Genomic DNA, 21376 nt, shown 5'->3' with positions numbered 1-21376 from the left:
CACCCCTCCTTGTTCACATTTTCTCCATCTCTCCTGATCTTTAAACCGTTTTAATGCTGCTGCAACAGTATTGCAATCCGTCTCGTCTATGATAAAAAGCATAAATTGATGGAAGGGAGTGTCTGTGATGAAAAAAGCAGGATTATTTTTAGCGGCGATGCTGATTGGACTAGCCGCATGTGGGACGCCTGAAAAAAAGGACGGCAGCCATAGCGGTGGAGGCAGTCCAGCTGTTGTCGAGGAACAGGGCGTGGAAATGAAAATCGCTGAGGATGGCGGGAAACCGAAGCTAGTCATAACCAATAACACGGAAAAAATGGTGACGGCAGGTATGCACTACAAGCTTGAAAAGAAGAAAGACGGAGGATGGGAGCACGTGAACAGCGACATGATGTTCATGGAAAAGGCCTTCGTCATTAAACCAGGCAAGTCGTTTGATCAGGAAATCGAACTGAAAAAGGATGAAGGAGAATATCAGGTGAGTAAGGAAGTTTTCCTAGGAGAAGGGGAGAAGGTAAAGCTGGTGCTTTCGTTAAAGTAAGGTACAGGAATAAATGCCGACTAGCGCTTGGGCTGCCCAAGCGCTAGTGATTCGTTAGTCTACTCCCATTTTTGTTCCCTTCGATAAAGGGTTCTTTTAGTCGATGATAAAACAATCGCAGTCGAACGGCGTTTCACTGAGGGCAAAAGAATCTCGTCAAAAAAATCTTCATCAGCCGAAACATTCCATGGTGTTACGCCAAAAAAAGCGTTCGCCAAGTCTTCCAAAATTCCGCTTGTGAAGCTCATCGCGCCAGCATCGTCAGTCCCTCTGAATTCTTCAGGGACGTCCTCCACTTGAATGGCTACAGCGAGGTTTCCAAGTACCTTCCAGCGATGGTTATCCAAGAAATTTGGTGTGATGGAAAGCACCGCAATAAAAGAAGGCGGTATAAAGTCTTCAAGAGGTGGGACATCGCTTAAATGAAGATCAAGTAAACCGCAAACAGGATGTGTATAGCTCTTCCATACAACCTGTCCAAAGGTATACGTACCGTTCTCTAGAGGGACTTGGAAGATATCTCCCACTTTCCATTTTTGTTTCTTTGGCCGTTTATGGGAAAGCAGTTGTTTTCGGGCAATGGCTGCTTCTTCTTCGGATAAGTTTGAATGGGCCATTTCGTTTATAATGACCGCAGTTTCCAATATCAAATCTGAAGAGGTTGTTCGGATCATTACAGCGCTTGATTCATAATCAATAAGAATACGCTTGTAAAGCTTCGGTTCAATTTTCTCTCTCAATGTTTTCCTTAGCCATTTTACTGCTTCATCGTTCGTTTCCAAATGAAAGTATTCCGCAAGATCATCATCAATGCGGAAATAGGAAGTAGAGGCATCTGGCAGAAAAACGTCAATCATCCCTATTCGACAAGACGTGTTCATCGTATTTACAAGCTCCTTTCATTACGGTTGGCTATTAAGAGAATAGCATATAGAAAAAAGCCAGGGCGCACGTAAACCCTGGCTTTCGTATTAATGCGGCAAGAATGCCAGCTGGTAGAAGAACAGTACGGCAAACAGGTAGACGAGGAAAGGAACCTCGCGCCATTTTCCGCGGACCACCTTTAACAGCGGATAAGAGATGAAACCAAGCGCGATACCTGTGGCGATGCTCGATGTGAGCGGCATGCTCAAGATAATCAAGAACGCCGGGAACGCTTCGTCAAACTCGTCCCACTTGATCTTGCCGAGCGAGCTCAGCATAAAGCTTCCGACAATGATGAGTGTAGGTGCCGTGATCGCTGCAATTCCTGAAATCGCGCCGACAAGCGGTGCGAAGAAAGCAGAGGCGATGAACAATACAGCAACGACGACGGATGTTAGTCCAGAACGTCCTCCCGCAGCAACACCTGATGACGATTCAATGTACGCGCTTGTCGGGCTCGTACCAAGAGCAGCACCGACTGTTGTGGCAACAGAATCTGCTAAAAGAGCTTCGCGTGCACGGGGCATTTTATTGTCCTTCATCAGTCCAGCTTGTTCCGCAACGCCGACCATCGTACCGGTCGTATCGAAAATCGTCACAAGAAGGAAAGAGAAGACGACCGCATATAAACCGTATTGAAACACATCAGAAAAGGCCGTAAGCGGGCTTCCGAAAATGAACAATGAGTCAGGCATGTTTGGCAGTGAAACAATTTTATCTGTGAATTTCAGCTGTCCTGTCGCATAAGCGATAATGCCTGTCGCGATCATGCCGAAAAAGAGTGCGCCGTTCACGTTCAGTGCGATGAGTACGAGTGTGATGGCAAGACCAGCGAGCGCAAGCATGACACCTGGAGAATGAAGGTCACCGAGCGCGACTAAGTTTTCCTTATGTGCCGTGATGATGCCTGTCAGACGCATTCCGATGAACGCGATGAATAATCCGATACCAGCTGTGATACCGTGCTTCAAGTTCGCCGGAATCGCTTCAATCAGCTTTGAACGGAAAGGTGTTAACGATAATAATATAAAAATAAGACCAGCGACGAAAACAGCGCCGAACGCCACTTGATAGGAAATGTCGGTGTTGGTTCCGACAACCGAGAACGCAAAGTACGCGTTAAGCCCCATTCCTGGCGCGATGGCGATCGGCAGGTTGGCGAAAAGCGCCATCCAGAGTGTGCCGACGACAGTCGAGATGATCGTGGCCATAAAGACCGTATCAAACGGGACACCTGCCGAATGAAGGATGATCGGGTTAACGATGACAATGTACACCATCGTTAAAAATGTTGTTATTCCCGCAAGCATTTCTGTTTTCACATTCGTGCCTAATTCTTTTAATTTAAAAAAGGATGATAGCATATTGTGTTACCTCCAAAATACGAACAATATTTACATACAAAATATATATTATTCGTTTTTAAGGGATATATCAACCTTTTTTACTGCTGATTATGAATTCTAAGGAGCGGTTGATCTCCGTTACAGGCGCACGCTTTCCGCGGGGTGCAGCGAAAAGCAGAAAGGGCTCGTCCAGCCACGACAAGCAAAAGGGCAAGAGGCCGGTAAGTCGCTCTTTGACTTATTGGACTTTTGAACTTTTGACCTCGAGTGGCTAGCCCTTTCTGCTGGACAAGTGAGCTATCCGTCGCAAGCGCCTTTGGAAGGTCTCACCTTCTCACTCATCCCGCAGGATAAGGAAGGCGACGCAGCAAGACATCAAACGCAAGAAAATGTGCCTTTCATTTTCGAGGAGTCGGCACCTTTCACTACGATCAACTAACAAGATGAATTCAAGGTGAATTTAGCGACTGTGCAAGTGTGTCAGCTAAATCGGTTGTCTCTATAGTAGGTAAATCTTTGATAAAAGTAGCGATGAAGCTTTTGCGCAAGTAACATTTCCATGCTCATTATTGGCAGTGAAGAAATCTCATGAAGATGAGCAATGAAAGTGATAGCGGCATCCATTCGTAATGACAGAATTGGCGTAGAAGAACATGGTTTTTGATAATCACAGCATTGTAATAGAGTGTGCGCGATGTGGTACAATAACGCTAGAAAAGCTGGAGACGGAGGGTTTGTTAAGATGAAGGACTTTTTTGAGAAAAAAAATGACGGAGCAAAAAAGGGCATGGGCTTCACCATCTTGAGCGGTGATTCGACTGGCGGGCACGGCGGCTTCGGAATCGGAGCACTCAGTCTGGATAACGTCACACCGGTGATTGTGGACACGGAAGACAGTGTGGCATATGTTGATATGGGCGCCCTTCACGCGAGAAGCGAAGTAGAGAAGCGGATCAAGTTCACACCTGACCGGAGCAACACGCCAAATCCACGGCTGTACTGGCTCGTCTGGGTAACGATGGGGCGGACGGAGCAAGGGCCATATTATCACGGTGTGGCCGCGTGCGAGATGCAGATTGACGTTGAGGCGCGGCGCGGGTACAAAAGCTTGCCGGAGCACGTGAACAGGATGGATAAATCAATGAAAGGTCATATCATTATTGATGATATGGACGAAAAATCACGCCGATTGCTCGGCAACTTCCTTCGTGATCATGACGAGGCCATTTTCGAGCGTTCTTCTGATGCTGTGAAGAAAATGGTGGAATAATATTGGAAAAGTTATGAACCTTTTTTGAACTTTTTTAAGAATGTCTTGTGACAAGAAAGCCTTTCCATTACACTGAACCTAGCATTGTACACACATTGCTAGGACAAAAAAATGCCCGGACCGCACATGCGGCTCCGGGCATTTTTTTTTTTTTTTGGTGTTCGGCGGTTGCGGATATCGTGCGGCGTGAACGTAACCTAGGTTGGCGCGCGTTCTGTTTGTAATCTAAGATGCGAGTACCGTACCCCGACTATCCCCGACTATGGATTTTTCATCATTACCACCAGTCAAACCAGCCTTCTTTTTCTTTCTCAGGTTCTTGGTTCGTCCCTTCTCCATGTTCGTCGCAGTATTCGGTCGGCTCAGTGTCTTTCACATAGTACGATACGCGCGTGACGGGACAGCTGTCGGTCGCCAGTTTTCCGTTAGACGGGTTGACGGTGACGGCCTTCACGCCGTCAGGCTGCTTGAACGACATGGCAGGCTCCCCGTACAGCGCATTCTCCATGAACTCCACCCACACACGCTTCGAGTAGCCGGTATCGGTTTTGCCGAGCTTTTCGCCTTTATCATAGCCGACCCATACGGAGGTGGTCAGCTGCGGTGTAAAGCCAATCATCCAGCTGTCGGCAGGTGTTGAGCCCGATTTTCCCGCCATCGGCCTTGTGATATGCTGATTAATGCTTGAACCAGTAACGTTCGTATACGTTCCGAGACGATCGTCGAACATGCCGGACAGCATATCCGTCAGCACGAACGTGTTCTCTTTGTTGAGCACCTGCTTTTTCTCATATTCATGCTCGTAAAGCACAGCGCCGTCACGGTCTGTGATTTTTGTAATAAAAACAGGCTTTACTTGTTCTCCGCCATTGGCGAACAGGTTATACGCGTTCGTCATTTCCATCACACCCACACCCTTTGAGCCGAGAGCGAGTGAAGGAATCTTATCGAGCGGAGAGTGAATCCCGAACTTCTTTGCACTTTTAACGAGCTTGTCAGGTCCTAGAAACAAATTGGTTTTCACCGCGTAAATGTTGTCAGACATGGCGATCGCCTGTGACATCGTAATAAAATCGTTCGCGTACTTGTCTTTGAAGTTCTGCGGCTCATAATCCTTGTTGCCGTCGCCCATCGCGAACGCGGTCGGTTCACTCTTCAGCGAAGTGGAAGGTGTATAGCCGTTTTCTAAAGCGGCATAGTACAAAAATGGCTTAAACGTAGAGCCGGGCGCACGCTTCGCCTGAACGGCGCGGTTGAACGGACTTTTGCTGTAATCGCGTCCCCCAATCATCGCGCGCACATCTCCGTTGCGCGGATCCATCGCGACCAGCGCGGCCTGCAGCTCTTCTTTTCCTCGAATCTTGCCGTTCATCGCTTCCTCAGCTATCTGCTGCATACCGGCATCAAGCGTCGTGTAAATGTGCAGTCCGCCGAAACGGAGGGTTTCCGGGTTCACCTTCATCTCTTTTTTCAGCACAGCGAGTACGGCATCTTGAAAATAAGGTGCAATTTTCGGCTTTTGTTCTTCTTTTATTCGCTGAAAGGAAAGGTGCGTGCGTTTGGCGATGGTTTTTTCCTTTGCGTTCACATGTCCGTCCTCTTTCATAGCTGTCAAAATAACCGCTTGCCGGTCCTTTGCGCGGTGATAATGCGCGACCGGTGAGTAATACGACGGGCCTTTCGGTATGCCGGCGAGCATGCTGGCTTCCGCTAGCGTCAGATTCTCGGCATTTTTTCCATAATAATAATGAGCGGCCGATTGAATGCCATAAGCACCGTGGCCGTAATAAATGGTATTCAAATAGCCTTCTAAAATCTCTTTTTTTGAATAATTCATCTCCAGCCGGAGTGTGTAAAACGCCTCCTGAAGCTTGCGGCGCCATGTTTTGTCATGTGTTAAAAACAGATTCCGAGCGTACTGCTGGCTGATGGTGCTGGCGCCTTGAACCTTTGATCCCGCTTTAATATCGGCTAAGACCGCCCCGGCAATGCGCTTGAAATCAAATCCAATATGGTCGTAAAAGCTCTTATCTTCAATAGAGAGCGTGGCGTTAATAATGTCCTTATCAATCTTCTTAAGCGGCACCCAGTACCGGTTTTGTCCAGAGTTATGAATCTCTCCGATAACAGAGCCATCTCGCGCGTGAAGAACAGTAGTTTGCGGCACCAAAAGAGCGGGAGGACCCATCAATTTGGCAAGCAAAAGCAAACCGGCGAAACTCACAAACATCGCGCCAACCCCGAGCAGACTCCATTTTTTTATCAGCCGCTGCTTTTCTCGCTTTGGCAAATTCTTTATTTTAAGCCAATATTGCTTCAAAGCTTCCATCATGGCACCCCTTGTGTTCTGGATAATGGCCGTTGCTGCACGTTGCTTAGGTAGTTATCGTTAGTATGGGAGAGTTGGAGGGGTCTTAAACATCTGTAGTATTGTTAAATCGCTGTTAAGCAATCACAGGAGTTGTTGATTTCCGATACAGGTGCACGCTTATCCAGAGGGGGTATGGGGAAAAGCACGGGTGGGCTCGTTTAGCCTAGGGCAAGCAAATGAGAAAGGGACCTAAAGAATCGATTTGTGACTTAGTGGGCACTGGCTCATTTGACCTCGAGGGACTAGCCATTTCTGCTGGACAAATCGAAAAGCAGAAATGGCTCGTTCAGCCCCGACAAGCAAATGAGAAAGGGACCGGTAAGTCGGTTTGTGACTTAGTGGGCACTGGCTCATTTGACCTCGAGGGGCTAGCCATTTCTGCTGGACAAATCGAAAAGCGGAGGCGGCTCTTTCAGTCCCGACCAGCAGAAGGTGAAGGGGCAAGGAAGGCGCTTTTTGCCTTACTGGACCATTCATCCTTCTGACTCGAGGGACTAGCCGCCGTAGCTGGACAAGGTGAGCCCCAACGCTCTCCAAGCGCCATTGAAGGGTCTCACTTTCCCACTCGTCCCGCTGGATAAGAAAGGCGGCGCAGCAAGACATCAAACGCAAGAAAAAGTGATCTTCTTTTTCGAGAAGTCGGCATATTCACTTCAATCAACTGCATTGAAGGTCATAGATGTCTCACTAAAACAATTATTTTTAAGAAATTTTATAAAGCAATGCTCTAAAGTCTGAACTGAAGATGAAAATACTAATCCAAAAGATTCTTTTAGAGTGTGATTGAAAGTGAGTTTAAAGCGAGAGTGATATAATGGCAGGGAGAAAAGGAGTGATCGGGATGCTGCTGAAGAATGTCCGGCTGCTGACGCGGAATGGTGATGGGAAATGGAGTACGGCGACTAGCGACGTGCTTATTGAGGGAGATAAGATTAAGGAAATCGGGACGTTTGATCATGAGATTACCGGTCATGAAGTGGTCGATGGCAAAGGCATGCTTGCAGCACCTGGGCTGATTAACGGTCATCAGCATACGCCGATGTCACTGCTGCGGTGCTATAGTGATGATGTGCCGCTTATGACGTGGCTGAATGAGAAAATGCTGCCGATTGAGATGAAGATGGACGAGAATGACCGTTATATCGGGGCGCTGCTGTCTATGGCGGAAATGATCAAAAGCGGCACGACGGCGTATGCCGACATGTATATCGGCATGGATCAAGTGGCAGATGCGGTTACGCACTCAGGAATACGGGCGTCGCTCGCACGCGGGTTGATCGCGATGGACAGCAATTTTGAAGGACGTCTGCAGGAAGCGGCAGACGTGGTGGATCGCTATCATGGGGCGGCGGACGGCCGGATTACGACGATGATCGCGCCGCACTCGCCATATATGTGTCCGCCTGATCTGTTAAAGGGCGCGGTCTCACTTGCTTCTGAAAAAGGTGTGCCGCTGCATATTCATTTAGCCGAAACGAAGGACGAAGAGCGAATGATTCAGGAGCGTTACGGCATGCGTCCGGTGCAGTATTTGCAGGAAAACGGTGTGTTTGAACAGCCTGTCTTGCTCGCTCATGGTGTTCATTTTAACGAGGATGATTTTAACGTCTTAAAGAACATAAAAGGCGGCATCGTCCATAATCCGGTGTCTAACGCAAAGCTTGGCTGCGGTATAAGCGATGTGAAAAAGCTGATGGAGCTCGGTATCACGGTCGGTTTAGGGACGGACGGAGCGGGCAGTGCGAGCACGCTGGATCTGTTTATGGAGATGAAGGCGGCAAGCTGGATGCAGAAGCTGAAGTACGAGGATGCAGGGGTACTGTCGGCGCATGAGGTGCTGTCGATGGCGACGGTGAACGGGGCGGAGCTGCTCGGTCTTGGTGGTGTGGCTGGAGAGCTGAAGCCCGGCATGAAGGCGGATCTCATTTTGCTGAACATGAACCAGCTGCATCTCACACCGTCTTATGAAGAGGCGAGTTTGCTTGTGTATGCGGCGAGCGGACATGACGTCGACACGTCCATCATCAACGGCAAGATGGTCATGCGCGGCCGCGAGCTTTTAACGGTCGATGAAGAAAAGCTGAAGTTTGACGCGAGAAGCCGTGCTGAAGGCCTTTTGCAGAGATTATCATAGGACAAGCTGTGAAAAACGTGGTAAAATAATGAAGACTTGAGCATAGTATAAAGGAACAAAAAAATCCGCCCATGCGCGAACACGGACGGACTAGCAGACGGTGCCTAAAACAGGCGCCGGCTATAAGCTGCGAATACAATAGGGCAACATATAGGCCGCGAAAACTCCTGCCAGAGGTGAGCGGTCTATTTTTTTTGCTTAGACATGATTGTGACAACGAGCGAGCTGAACGCAACCGCGAACATTAACGCTTCGAAAACTGTCAGAGGCACCACCCCCCTTCCACTGTAAGCTGTAAAAAGCACAATGGTTTGACCAGCCTCAGTCATAAAGGGAATGCGCCGACCGCTCATGTCTCAAAAAAGCAACCGCCTGCTGTACTTACCATTATATCACGAACGTATGTTTTTATGCTGAGGCAAAAGGATCATTGATGAAAATTATTATAGAGGCGAAGGAGCGGTTGATTTCCGTTACAGGGGCACGCTTTCCGCGGGGTGAGCGGTGAGCCCTACCGTCGCAAGCGCCATTGGAAGGTCTCACCTGTCTCACTCATCCCGCTGGAGTCGGCCCCTTCCACTCCAATCAACTTATCAAGATGCTTTGAACCCCTTATTCTTGATGGATATCTTTTCAAAACATTCTTTTCTACTTTGAATTCATCATTGATAAAAGTTGATCGGAGTGTAGGGCGCCGACTCCTCGAAAATGAAAAATCACATTTTCTTGCGTTTGATGTCTTGCTGCGCCGCCTTCCTTATCCTGCGGGACGAGTGGTCAGGTGAGACCATTTAAAGGCGCGCAGCGACAAATGGGCTCACTTTGTCCAGCAGAAAGGGCTAGCCCCTCGAGGTCAAATGAGTAAGTGCCCAATAAGTCAAAAAGCGACTTACCGGTCCCTTCCTCATTTGCTTGTCGGGGCTGAACTAGCCCTTTCTGCTTTTCGCTCACCCCGCGGAAAGCGTGCACCTGTAACGGAGATCAACATCTCCTAAGAATTCTAAAAGAATTGAAGCTTTTAAAAAAGACGTTTTTCCTTAAAAAGCGTGTGGAATAACAGATGTGTAAATGCTATAATCGTTATGTTTGCAAAAAACAATGACAACGATGCCTGGCATTTCAATATAGAAGGAGTGGTATATCATGGGAATCTGGTTTACTGAGAAACAAACAGAAAACTTCGGAATCACAATGAAAATCAACAAAACATACGTATCGGAGCAAACGGAATTTCAAAAGCTTGATATGGTAGAAACAGAAGAGTTCGGAAACATGCTCATCCTTGACGGCATGGTCATGACTACACAAAAGGACGAGTTCGTTTACCACGAGATGGTCGCGCACGTTCCTTTGTTCACACACCCTAACCCGAAAAACGTACTCGTTGTCGGCGGCGGAGACGGCGGTGTTATCCGTGAAGTATTAAAGCACCCGTCTGTTGAAAAAGCGACACTTGTTGAAATCGACGGAAAAGTAATCGAGTACTCTAAGCAATACCTTCCGGAAATCGCAGGCGAGCTTGAAAACGAGCGCGTTGAAGTGAAGGTTGACGACGGATTCATGCACATCGCAACAAGCGAAAACGTATACGACGTCATCATGGTTGACTCGACTGAGCCTGTAGGACCAGCAGCTAAGCTTTTCGAAAAAGGCTTTTACGAAGGCATCTCAAAAGCGCTTAAAGAAGACGGAATCTTTGTTGCTCAAACGGACAACCCATGGTTCACGCCTGAATTGATTACAAACGTGTTCCGTGATGTGAGCGAGATTTTCCCAATCACGCGCCTTTACACAGCGAACATCCCGACTTACCCGAGCGGCCTTTGGACGTTCACGATCGGTTCGAAAAAGCATGATCCGCTTGAAATCCCGGCTGAGCGTTTCCACGATATCGAAACAAAATATTGGACGCCTGAATTGCACACTGCTGCATTTGCGCTTCCGAAGTTTGTTGGTGACTTAATTAAGAAATAATACATGGAGGGAGCTTATCGTAAGCTCCCTCGTTACATAAGAAAAGGAGTGTTATTCATGCGTTTTGATGAAGCTTATTCTGGCAACGTGTTTATTTTAAGCAAGCCTGATTATCAAACAGCCGATGCGGTCATTTACGGCATGCCAATGGACTGGACCGTTTCCTTCCGTCCGGGATCCCGTTTTGGCCCGGCAAGAATCCGCGAGGCGTCACTTGGACTAGAAGAGTACAGCCCATACATGGACAAGCATTTGGAGGAAGTGAACTACTTCGACGCGGGCGACATTCCGCTTCCGTTCGGAAACCCTCAGCGTTCGCTTGATATGATTGAAGAGTATTTAGGAAAGCTGTTGGATGACAACAAGTTCCCCCTCGGCCTTGGTGGTGAGCACTTGGTAACATGGCCGGTGTTCAAGGCGCTGCACAAGAAATACGAAGATTTCGTCGTCATCCATATTGATGCGCACGCTGACCTTCGCGAGCAATATGAAGGCGAGATTTTGTCTCACTCTACACCTATCCGCAAGGTGTGCAACCTGATCGGCGCAGAAAACGTGTACTCGTTCGGTATCCGTTCAGGCATGCGCGAGGAGTTCCAGTTCGCAAAAGAAAGCGGCATGCACATGTACAAGTTCGATGTGGCAGAACCACTTAAGAAAGTCCTGCCAACATTGGCTGGCCGCAACGTGTACGTGACGATCGACATCGACGTTCTAGACCCTTCTGCAGCACCAGGAACAGGAACAGCAGAAGCAGGCGGAATCACGTCTAAAGAGCTTCTAGAAGCGATCCAGCTGATCGCACAATCCGATGTAAACGTGATCGGAGCTGACTTGGTAGAAGTCGCGCCAATCTACGATCCATCTGAACAGACACCGATCGCAGCGAGCAAGTTCCTTCGTGAAATCCTGCTTGGCTGGGTGAACAAAAAATAATACCAATAAGGTGAGGAGCCCCGTCTCGATGACGGGGCTCCTCGTTGTGGAAAAAAAGGAATTATGTCCGCGCTTTACTGATTCGCAGCCGCAATCGTCAAGAATCCGCCCGCACGGTATCAGATCGAGCCCTTCCTATCTTTTCAGCATAAATTCAAGCCTTGAACATGCAAAAAAAAGCTAAATATTAAAAGCTATTACATAAAAGCTGCTTTGAATGCATCAATGTTAAGTTGATTTTCGTCTAAGGTGCCGACTCCAGCAGATAGGGCTAACCCCTCATTTGGTTGTCGGGGCTGAACGAGCCAGCCATGCTTTTCGATTTGTCCAGCAGAAATGGCTAGCCCCTCGAGGTCAAATGAGTAAGTGCCCAATAAGTCAAAGAGCGACTTACTGGTCCCTTTCTCATTTGCTTGTCGGGGCTGAACGAGCCATCCCTGCTTTTCGGTGCACCTGTAAAGGAGATCGACATCTCCTTAGAATTCTAAATGCAACAAATATTGCGTAAGATAGCAGTTAATATGACTTAAACAGAACTTTTACATAGGGTATTTATGAAATGTATTCTGCGAATTATGTTGATTCTTGTTATTTTTTGCGTAGGTCTTTGGTATAGTGAAGGGTAGGGAATATTCTGAAATCAGAATGAAAGGGGGAGAAAGGATATGGATCAATCAAATATTATGTCCGCTCCTTTCATTCAGCAGTTCATTCAAAGCCTTTCTGATGCCGTCATTCTTTTAGGCGGCGACCAAAAAATTCTGAATGTGAATGAAGCCGCTGAGTTGTTAATAGGAAGCCAATCGAGCCAGCTTGAAGGCCAAGCTGTAAATCTATTTATAAAAAACTATCATCCTGGGGCGGAAGAGGTTTATGTGTGCAATAAGGATGGAGAATTTCTGTCAACCTGCTCGGAAGGGGAGCTACCGTTTGGCGGTGCGACGGTTCGATATCTGATTCTTAAGCCCGTCCGTATGCAAAAGCAGGATGATCTGCTTAAGGCGCTCATGAATATCGTCCCAGATTTTATAGGAATCAAGGACGATGAGGGCCGCTTTGTTTTTGCCAATGCGTTTGTCGGAGAGATGTTTGGCGTTCCGGATTTTGATTTTACAGGAAAGCATGATCGAGAGCTGGCAGAAATGATCACTCCGTTCCGCGACGTGTTCAACTATTGTGTGGAAACGGATGAATATGTATGGCAAAAGGGAAGGATTATGCGTGTGGAAGAGCGCATTCCTTCGCTAACGGGTGGTGAGCGTGTTTTTGATGTGTATAAAATTCCGGTTTTCCAGGAAGACGGCTCACGCAAAAATCTGCTCGTGTTCGGACGCGAAGTGACGGAGAAGATTGAAAGCGAGGCACGCTACCGCCTTTTAGCTGAAAACGTTCATGACATCATTTCCACTCACACACCGGATGGAGCATTTAAATACATATCGCCTTCATGTGAAGAGAATTTAGGCCTTAAGCCAGAGGATTTAATAGGGAAAACCGGCTTTGGGATCATGCATCCCGATGACATAGAAAAAATGATGCAAGCACTGGATGATATTAACGCTGGAGTGAGAGCGCTTACTGTCCAGTTCAGGCTGCTCAACCGAGAAGACGACGGATATGTGTGGCTCGAAGCCTCGTTCAAAAGCGTCATCGATCCGATTACAGGGGAAGTGACTGAAATAACAGGAGTAACCCGTAATATATCGGAGAGGAAGAATACGGAAAAGCTGCTGGTAGAGAGCAAGCAGCGTTACAAGTCACTGTTTGACCACAATCCCTCGATCGTCTGTTCTATGAACAGGCAAGGACAGTTTACAAGAGTGAACAGAAAAACGAGGGAAATCAGCGGCTACAGCATGAACGAGCTGCTTCAGATGACGATTGAAGGTCTGCTTTCTGAAGGAGAAGCAGACAGGCTGAAGGAGGACTTTCGAGAAGTGCTTCAAGGCAATCCAAGAACGTTCGAGACATTCATTACCTGCAAGAGCGGTGATGTCCGTAACCTCCGCGTAACAGGGATACCAATTGTCGTCGAACAAGAGATCATCGGTGTGTATGGTGTGGCACGAGATGTAACGGAGCTGAAGAAGACGGAAGAGATGCTGCGAAAATCGGACAAGCTCTCCATTGTCGGACAGCTTGCTGCCTCGATCGCCCACGAAATTCGCAATCCGCTTACTTCGCTAAAAGGATTCATTCAGCTGTTCTTGGAAAATCGTGATGTAGATGCCGGCCGCTATTATTTAATCATGCATGATGAACTGAGCCGGATTGAACACATCATGAGCGAGCTGCTGTTGCTGGCTAAGCCTCAGGTGAAGTCATATAAAAGCACGGAGGTTAAAAGCTTAGTATCGTTTGTTTCCACTTTATTGGAGAGACATGCTCTCGTGCAGAACATCCACATTATCACGGATGTAGAAGACGACCTGCCGTTTGTGCTTGGTGAAGAGAATGAACTGAAGCAGGTTTTGATCAACCTCATTAAAAATGGAATTGAAGCCATGAGCGATGGCGGCGTGGTCCTGGTCAAAGCATTTAAAGAGGATGACCAGGTTAAGGTGCAAGTGATCGATCAAGGCTGCGGCATACCGAAAGACCGCATCGACAGGCTTGGGGAACCTTTTTTCACGACAAAAGAAAAGGGAACAGGGCTTGGCATGATGGTCAGCTATAAAATCATGAAAGAGCACAACGGCGATATTTCTATTGAATCAACACTAGGAAAAGGCACCATCATTACCTTGTCGTTTCCTGTGCATACAAACTAGCCGGCATCATTCCGGCTCCTAAGCGAAAAGGCATATGCTGCCTTTTCGCTTTTTTAAAGTGCAGTTTTTGGTTTTTAGTTGTTTGGGGTCCGGTACCGCCTTATAAAACCGCTTTACAATCAAGGGTTGTTAGGTGGCAGTACCGGACCCCGCCCTTGAAAACTCAACCTTGCCTGCAACTGAAAAACGCTCTTATGGACCTATGACCATTGACACATGAAAAAGCTGAATTTTCAGTTAAATGCATATTTCGTTCTATATCTGTATTTTTACAAATGCTGTAAAGTTTAGGACAAGTTATGATACAGGAGGCTAGGGATATGAAAAAGCGTTTCTTTTATTCTGCAGCACTGGCAGGGGTTATGGCATTTTCGGTTTTCTCTCCAACGGCATTGGCACATGATGAATTAGGCAAGGATTACATAGAAAAAGGAGACGACGTTGGTCAATATGAGTTCATGGGACCAACGATGGAATCGTCTAAGAATATTCTCGGCTGGAAAGAGGCGGCATCGGTTCAGATCCAAAAAAAGAACGGTGTGCAGAACAATACGGCGGACGTTTACGCGCATAAAGGATATGCATATCTTGGAACGCATACGGCGAACGGCGGAGGAGGCGGTGTTCGAGTATTTGATTTGAAGGATCCGTCTAATCCTAAAGAGGTAGCCGTGTTCGCTGACCTGCCTGGCACCTGGCAGGAGAAGGTGATCGTGAAATCTGTGAGCACACCAGAATTCACGGGTGATCTTGCGGTAGTGAGCGTTCAGAAGCTGAACCGTTTAGATCCGAATACGAAAGGCGGGTTCCTGCTTTATGATGTGACGAACCCTGAAGCGCCGAAAAAATTGGGGTTCTGGGCGACTCCGCAAAATGTCCGCGGAACGCATGAATTGTATTTAACAGAGCAGGGGAACCGTGTGCTTGTATTGACGGCAAACCCGTACTCTAATTTCTACGATAAGTCGTCTCATGATTTTAACGTGATAGATGCAACAAATCCAGCTGCTCCAAAAACAGTGTACTCGTTCGATGCTGCTCAACTGGAGCCAGAGTATGACGGCTATAACTTCAAAGACGAGTACGGACAGCACCGAGTTGGCTTTGCGCACAGCGTGAAAACGGACGGAAACGGATCAACCGCCTATGTTTCTTTCTGGGATATGGGAACTCTGATTTTTGACATAAGCAAGCCGGAAGCAACGAAATTCCTCGGCCGCACCGAGTTTGATAAAAATGTTCAAGGAGCGGCTCACTCGTCCGCACTCGCGAAAGGCGGTAATGTGCTGATCGAAACGCGTGAGGTAGCGAACCCGAAGCGTGACGGCTTCGAGTATGGCTACGGGTACACAAGAATTTATGATATTAAGGACAAAAAGAACCCGAAGCTGCTCAGCTATTTTAAAACAGAAGAATCGCTGACGCCTGGAGACAAGCCGACCTTCGCTTATACGGTGCATGATCCGAAGGTGAGGGGCAATACGCTGTACCTGTCGCATTATGCTGCAGGTATCAGGGCGCTCGATATTACAAACCCTTCTGCACCATACGAGCTGGGTCACTACCGCCCAGAGAACGCGTACTTCTGGGGTGTTTTCATCGACCGAAACTACATGCTCGCGTCCGATATGGGCAACGGTTTAAAAGTGGTATTGAAAAACAACGGACAAAACGAATAGCGTAATAACGTGTAACAGAAAAGAAACCGCATCCTCCGCGGTTTCTTTTTTTTGCTCTTGTTTATCGATTTAGCCAAGCTCGTTCAATCAGTCCGTCAAAAAAAAACAAAAAAATTATGTCTTTCTGACGTACCGTACCCCATAGGAGGAGAATTGGGGCACGATATATGTAATAGCAACTTTGGCGGAGGAGAATCATCCATGAGATTACAGAATGTCATACATGTACTGGCTGAGCGCGGGGCTTTACTGCAGCAGCCGGTCAATATAGATAAAATAAAGATAGAAGGAATAGAGAGCAATTCGGGAAAAGTGGCAGCCGGCTTTTTATTTGTGGCCATACCAGGATACAAGCATGATGGCCACGATTTTATTGAGGACGCCGTGAAAAGAGGTGCAGCTGCGGTGATTGGGGAGCGGGAGGCGGATGCGATAGCTGGACTTCCAGAAAATGTCCCGTACGTTCAGGTTTCCAATGCCCGCGAGGCGATCGCTTTGGCGGCGAGTCGATTTTACGAAAAGCCTGACCGCAAGCGGACAGTGATCGGCATTACCGGAACGAACGGAAAGACGACCACCTCTTTTTTATTGCGTGATGTGTTGGAGCAGGCGGGGATTTCTTGTTCTCTTTTCGGGACGATCGCGAACTTTTTGAACGGTGAAGAAAGAAAAACAGTGAACACGACACCTGACGCCCTTCAGCTGAACCGGATGATGGCGGAGAGCAACGACGAAGTGATCATCTTAGAGGTGTCATCTCATGCGATTGAGCAGTACCGGGTGGAAGGGATCAACTTCGACATGGCGCTCTTCACGAACCTCAGCAAAGAACACCTTGATTACCATGGCACGATGGAGGAATATTTCGGTGTGAAGCGAAAGCTGTTCGATCAGCTGAAAATAGGAGGGAAAGCCGTTGTGTTCACCGATACACCCTGGGGCAGGCGGCTCGTCACGGATCTGGAAGAAAAGGATGTACCCGTTATTACGGCTGGACAAGTACAGGATAATGAATTTTGGCTGAACAGCATACAAGCGGATGAAGAACCGGTGTTCACGCTGCAGCATCTTGATCAAAGCTATACGATCAGCCTGCCGATCCCTGGCCTTCATAACGTGTACAACGCGGCGCTTGCGTTTGCTGCGGCAAGCGAGCTCATTTCCGACGGGAGCAGAATCGCTAGTGGCTTGGAGAATTTTAAAGGGGTGCCAGGACGCTTTGAGATGCTGCGGCATGCGTGCGGCGCGCGCTTTATCATCGATTATGCGCACACGACCGATGCGGTACAGTACTGTTTGCATACGGCAAAAAGGATTGGTGCCAAGCGGATTGTCCATGTATTCGGGTTCCGCGGCAACCGGGACACAGGAAAGCGTGAGATGATGGTCGCAGCATCAGCAAAGTACAGTGACATATTTATTTTAACGTTTGATGATCTGAACGGGATTGAACCGGGTGAGATGGAGGCGGAGCTGCGCGCGCTTAATGAAGAACACGGTCAAGGAAAAGGCGTTGTGATCACGGACCGAACGATGGCGATCAAGCATGCCTATGATATCGCTCAGGAAGGCGACTGGATTTTCATTACCGGCAAAGGGCCGGAAACGTACCGGACCCCGTTTTTCATGCCAGCCGACAGCGATAGGAGCACCGTTGAGCTTTTATTGCAGGACCAGAATGAAAAAAAGACGCTCAAAAGCTCGTAATCATGATAAAGATGCAAAATTCCTCTCCGGTAGGTTGTAAACGTGAGGGGAATTCTTTTATAATATGTAGGTTATAGAGTAGCATGTTAAAGCAAGAATTAAAGGAAGTGTCGACAGCCATGGAACAAGATACGAATATACCGGTCTCCGTCACCGTCGAATCTGAGATTCAAATGGGCGATGACGCTGAAAGGCATCACACCCACACAGACGGGACGCTGATTCATAAGGGATCGGCTACTTATCTTCAATATAAAGAAGTGATAGAAGGCGCCGGTTCGGTCAATAATGTCATCAAGATCACAAATGACGGCATTCTGATCCTCCGTTCAGGCAGTGTGTCGATGAAACAGAAATTTTTGATCGGCCAGACGACGAAAGGGATGTACGACAGCCCGTATGGCCAGCTTTGGATGGAAACGACGACAGATAAGATGAACTTCCGGTATAACCAGCAAAAGAAAGAAGGCGATTTGCTGCTTTCTTACGGTCTGGTTCTGCAGGGTGAAGATACAGGCAAGCATACGATAAAAATTGCATTTCAGGGGGCGAAAGCATGAATGTAGTAGATCAGGTGAAACTTCAGCTGAAGGAAGAGATCGAAGCGGCGGTAGTCAAAACAGGACTCGCTGCTAAAGAAGAGCTTCCGGTTGTCGTTTTGGAGACGCCGAAAGACAAAGCGAACGGCGACTTCGCGACGAACATGGCGATGCAGCTGGCGCGTATTGCGAAAAAAGCGCCGCGCGCGATCGCAGACGAAATTGTCGCAAACTTCGACAAGTCAAAGGCTTCCATCGGTAAAGTGGAGATTGCGGGTCCGGGCTTCATTAACTTTTACATGGATAACTCGTACTTAACCGAGCTCGTGCCGACCATCTTGAAGGCAGGCGCAGATTACGGCCGTACGGATCTTGGAAAGGGAAGCCGTGTGCAGGTCGAGTTCGTTTCCGCGAACCCGACAGGAACGCTTCACCTCGGACACGCGCGCGGCGCGGCAGTCGGCGACTCGATCTGCAACATCCTCGACGCGGCAGGCTACGACGTTTCCCGTGAATACTACATTAACGATGCCGGCAACCAGATCAATAACCTGGCAGCGTCGATCGAAGCGCGCTATTTCCAGGCGCTGGGCCAGGAAAAGGATATGCCGGCAGACGGCTACCATGGCGCAGATATTATCGGATTCGGTCAAGAGCTCGCAAAAGAGCACGGCGACAAGTTCGCGGCGATGCCAGAGGAAGAACGCCTCGCATTTTTCCGTGAGTACGGTCTCGAGCGCGAAATGGAGAAGATTAAAACGGACTTAGCGGCGTTCCGTGTTCCGTTTGATGTGTGGTACTCGGAAACATCACTTTATCAAAATGGAAAGATCGGACCGGCACTTGATAAGCTTCGTGAAAAAGGATACGTGTACGAAGAAGACGGCGCCACATGGTTCCGTTCGACAGACCTTGGCGACGACAAGGACCGTGTTTTGATCAAGAACGACGGATCATATACGTACTTGACGCCAGATCTTGCGTATCACAAAGACAAGTTCGAACGCGGGTTCGACCGACTGATCAACATCTGGGGAGCCGACCACCACGGCTATATTCCGCGTATGAAAGCGGCTGTCGAGGCGCTTGGGTACAGCAAGGACCAGCTCGATGTCATGATCATTCAACTTGTGTCTCTTTTCCAGAACGGCGAAAAGGTGAAGATGAGCAAGCGTACAGGAAAAGCCGTGACGATGCGCGACCTGATGGAGGAAGTCGGCACAGACGCGACTCGCTATTTCTTCGCGATGCGTTCCAACGACACGCATCTTGACTTCGATATGGATCTGGCTGTTTCCAAGTCGAACGAGAACCCAGTATTCTACGTGCAATACGCACACGCGCGCGTTTGCAGCATGCTCCGCCAAGGCGAAGAGATGGGCTTATCCTATGAAGGTGATATTAATTTGAGCCTCATGGATTCAGAAAAAGAGTATGAGCTGCTGAAAAAGCTTGGTGAGTACCCAGCCGTGATTAACGAAGCGGCAGAAAAGCTGCTCACACACCGTGTAACGAATTATGTGTTCGAGCTCGCATCTGCACTGCACAGCTTCTATAACGCAGAGCGCGTACTAGACGCAGAAAACAAAGAAAAATCAACAGCACGCTTCGCTTTGATGAAAGCCACACAGATCACGATTGCCAACGCGTTGAAAATAGTTGGTGTTGAAGCGCCTGAGAGAATGTAATAGTCCTATTCAAAAACGGATTCCATACACATCGGAATTCGTTTTTTTTTGTATGCTCGAAAGCAGGAGAGACATGTCTCGTGCAAAAGAATGACCATTGTCTCATAACGATTGGAAAAGGGTGTGGTATGATATCATTACATTAATTCCCATTAGTAGAAAAACTGTAGAGGGATGGGTCAATCATGAGAGGAATAGCAAGTATTTTCATAATAGCAGCCGTTCTGCTGACAGGGTGTCAGGAAAGCAATGAAAAGGAAGACATTTCTTCGGTTCAAACCGCAAAATCAGAGAACTTAGCAAAGTTCAGCGATACAAAAGTCGGTGATCATTCGAAAATCATTTCTTTGGTAAGTGAACTGCCTGGAGGCGAAACGTATAAAGAAATCAAACTGGGGGATTCTTCTGTCAGCGTTGTTTATGGCAGGAAGGATGGCTCCAACTATACGGAAGAAGAGTTCTCGGATTATTGGTTGAATAACGATACGATAAAAAAGAATCTTCTCTATAACAGTACGGCCATTCTCATACTCGTACCAAACGCTGATGAAGTGGCTATTGAAATGGAAGGGGAGACACCTCAGACATTCCATATCACACGAGAAGAACTCGACGGCTATTTTAACTATCCACTCCAGCACTATGCAGAACACGAAAAGCTGTGGGAGGAAGAAATTGTGAAGGAAACGGTGCTGAATCAAGAGGAGCGGCAGAAATTTTTCCGTACCTTTCCATTAAAATAAACAACTGCAAACCGCCTGCTCTACGATAATTGCCGTAACAGGGATATTCCGTCTAACAGTGAGATATAGTATGAAGAAAAAGCTCAAAGCAGGAGTGATAACGATGAAAATATATGTGCTGTCTTTGCTGACGGGTCTGATCGTCGGGTTCGTGTTCGCCCTTTTTAAGCTTCCTATTCCCGCACCGCCTGCTTTGCCGGGCATTATCGGAATCGTCGGCATTTACCTCGGCTTCCAGCTGTACGGCTGGGTGGCAGCCACCTTCTTAAAATAGTTCTCAAAACCTTTCTAAAGCGATAGTTAGAAAGGTTTTTTTGCATGTTAAGAAAGCTTAAAAATCAGGAGGACTTGAATGTTCCTCCTGATTTTTTTAGTTCCGTTGAGTTAATTTGCTTTTTAAAAAAATTAACATATGTTACCATATTTATAAGGGGTTTTGGTGACGTTAAGAAGATCGAGGTTGAACCGATACGTCCCGGGACACAGTCTGCCTTTTCTCACTCCCCTGAATCCCTCTACCGATTAAGACGTTCTTTACATACATCCAGAATACAGATTAAGAGTGAAGTAACCGACACTGCTTTATGTGAAATTTTTATATACGATCTATTTTATTGGTGATCGTTCACATGAATAACGGGCTTGATAGGAGGATAAATAGAACATGCACCTTAGGCTGAAACTGTTGAACAGCATGCTGAAATTAATGATGGCTTAGCGATTGGAACGTTTATTAAAAAAAGGTATGCATAC

The 21376-nt window shown here is 47.6% G+C and carries 16 protein-coding genes; 13 read left to right on the top strand and 3 right to left on the bottom strand.

What is annotated here, in order from left to right; genetic code table 11:
• The first annotated feature begins 127 nt into the window (after positions 1–127).
• Positions 128–541: an immunoglobulin-like domain-containing protein gene (locus tag ACFQPF_RS07885; RefSeq protein ID WP_379748302.1), complete on the top strand. Its 414-nt coding sequence runs from the start codon at positions 128–130 to the stop codon at positions 539–541.
• A 59-nt stretch (positions 542–600) separates the two neighbouring features.
• Here ACFQPF_RS07885 and ACFQPF_RS07880 read toward each other — a convergent pair whose 3' ends face one another.
• On the bottom strand, positions 601–1422 hold the full coding sequence (locus ACFQPF_RS07880; RefSeq protein WP_379748300.1) for an Imm26 family immunity protein: 822 nt from the start codon (positions 1420–1422) through the stop codon (positions 601–603).
• A 90-nt stretch (positions 1423–1512) separates the two neighbouring features.
• The gene (locus ACFQPF_RS07875; RefSeq protein WP_379748298.1) at positions 1513–2829 is read right to left on the bottom strand and encodes an NCS2 family permease; all 1317 of its coding nucleotides are present in this window, start codon (positions 2827–2829) and stop codon (positions 1513–1515) included.
• Between the two features lie 724 nt (positions 2830–3553).
• Here ACFQPF_RS07875 and ACFQPF_RS07870 point away from each other — a divergent pair.
• On the top strand, positions 3554–4081 hold the full coding sequence (locus tag ACFQPF_RS07870) for a YwhD family protein (protein ID WP_379748485.1): 528 nt from the start codon (positions 3554–3556) through the stop codon (positions 4079–4081).
• Between the two features lie 277 nt (positions 4082–4358).
• Here the strand turns inward: ACFQPF_RS07870 and ACFQPF_RS07865 are convergent, their stop codons facing one another.
• Complete coding sequence (locus ACFQPF_RS07865) at positions 4359–6410, bottom strand: transglycosylase domain-containing protein (protein WP_379748483.1); 2052 nt, start codon at positions 6408–6410, stop codon at positions 4359–4361.
• Positions 6411–6628: 218 nt separating this feature from the next.
• On the opposite strand from ACFQPF_RS07865, the gene ACFQPF_RS07860 reads away from it, so the two are divergent.
• The 11 genes from ACFQPF_RS07860 (at position 6629) to ACFQPF_RS07810 (ending at position 20897) form a co-directional block, all read left to right on the top strand.
• The gene (locus ACFQPF_RS07860) at positions 6629–6937 is read left to right on the top strand and encodes a hypothetical protein (RefSeq protein WP_379748296.1); all 309 of its coding nucleotides are present in this window, start codon (positions 6629–6631) and stop codon (positions 6935–6937) included.
• A 329-nt stretch (positions 6938–7266) separates the two neighbouring features.
• Complete coding sequence (locus ACFQPF_RS07855) at positions 7267–8586, top strand: amidohydrolase (protein ID WP_379748294.1); 1320 nt, start codon at positions 7267–7269, stop codon at positions 8584–8586.
• Between the two features lie 1143 nt (positions 8587–9729).
• Positions 9730–10560, top strand: a complete 831-nt coding sequence (speE, locus tag ACFQPF_RS07850; protein WP_379748292.1) for a spermidine synthase — start codon at positions 9730–9732, stop codon at positions 10558–10560.
• Between the two features lie 57 nt (positions 10561–10617).
• On the top strand, positions 10618–11496 hold the full coding sequence (gene speB / locus ACFQPF_RS07845) for an agmatinase (RefSeq protein WP_379748290.1): 879 nt from the start codon (positions 10618–10620) through the stop codon (positions 11494–11496).
• 665 nt (positions 11497–12161) lie between these two features.
• Positions 12162–14267 carry a PAS domain S-box protein gene (locus tag ACFQPF_RS07840; RefSeq protein ID WP_379748288.1) on the top strand — a complete coding sequence of 702 codons (2106 nt, stop codon included), beginning with the start codon at positions 12162–12164 and terminating at the stop codon, positions 14265–14267.
• Between the two features lie 320 nt (positions 14268–14587).
• Positions 14588–15946 (top strand): LVIVD repeat-containing protein, encoded by a 1359-nt coding sequence (locus tag ACFQPF_RS07835; RefSeq protein WP_379748286.1) that lies wholly within the window; start codon positions 14588–14590, stop codon positions 15944–15946.
• A gap of 201 nt (positions 15947–16147) precedes the next feature.
• Entirely contained in the window at positions 16148–17653 is a 1506-nt protein-coding gene (locus ACFQPF_RS07830) for a UDP-N-acetylmuramoyl-L-alanyl-D-glutamate--2,6-diaminopimelate ligase (protein ID WP_379748284.1), read from the top strand.
• An 83-nt stretch (positions 17654–17736) separates the two neighbouring features.
• Positions 17737–18213, top strand: a complete 477-nt coding sequence (locus ACFQPF_RS07825; RefSeq protein ID WP_379748281.1) for a YwiB family protein — start codon at positions 17737–17739, stop codon at positions 18211–18213.
• A complete protein-coding gene (argS, locus tag ACFQPF_RS07820; RefSeq protein ID WP_379748279.1) occupies positions 18210–19880 on the top strand; it encodes an arginine--tRNA ligase in 1671 nt (556 codons plus the stop codon). The genes ACFQPF_RS07825 and argS overlap by 4 nt, the downstream gene beginning before the upstream one ends.
• Positions 19881–20065: 185 nt before the next feature.
• Entirely contained in the window at positions 20066–20623 is a 558-nt protein-coding gene (locus tag ACFQPF_RS07815; RefSeq protein WP_379748277.1) for a DUF4825 domain-containing protein, read from the top strand.
• A gap of 103 nt (positions 20624–20726) precedes the next feature.
• Positions 20727–20897 (top strand): XapX domain-containing protein, encoded by a 171-nt coding sequence (locus tag ACFQPF_RS07810; protein ID WP_379748275.1) that lies wholly within the window; start codon positions 20727–20729, stop codon positions 20895–20897.
• Positions 20898–21376: the final 479 nt, after the last annotated feature.

It is taken from the genome of Fictibacillus iocasae (assembly GCF_042665465.1).
Lineage (GTDB): Bacteria > Bacillota > Bacilli > Bacillales > Fictibacillaceae > Fictibacillus > Fictibacillus iocasae.
Note: the sequence above shows the minus strand (reverse complement) of the source record. Positions and strands in the feature narration are given on the sequence as shown.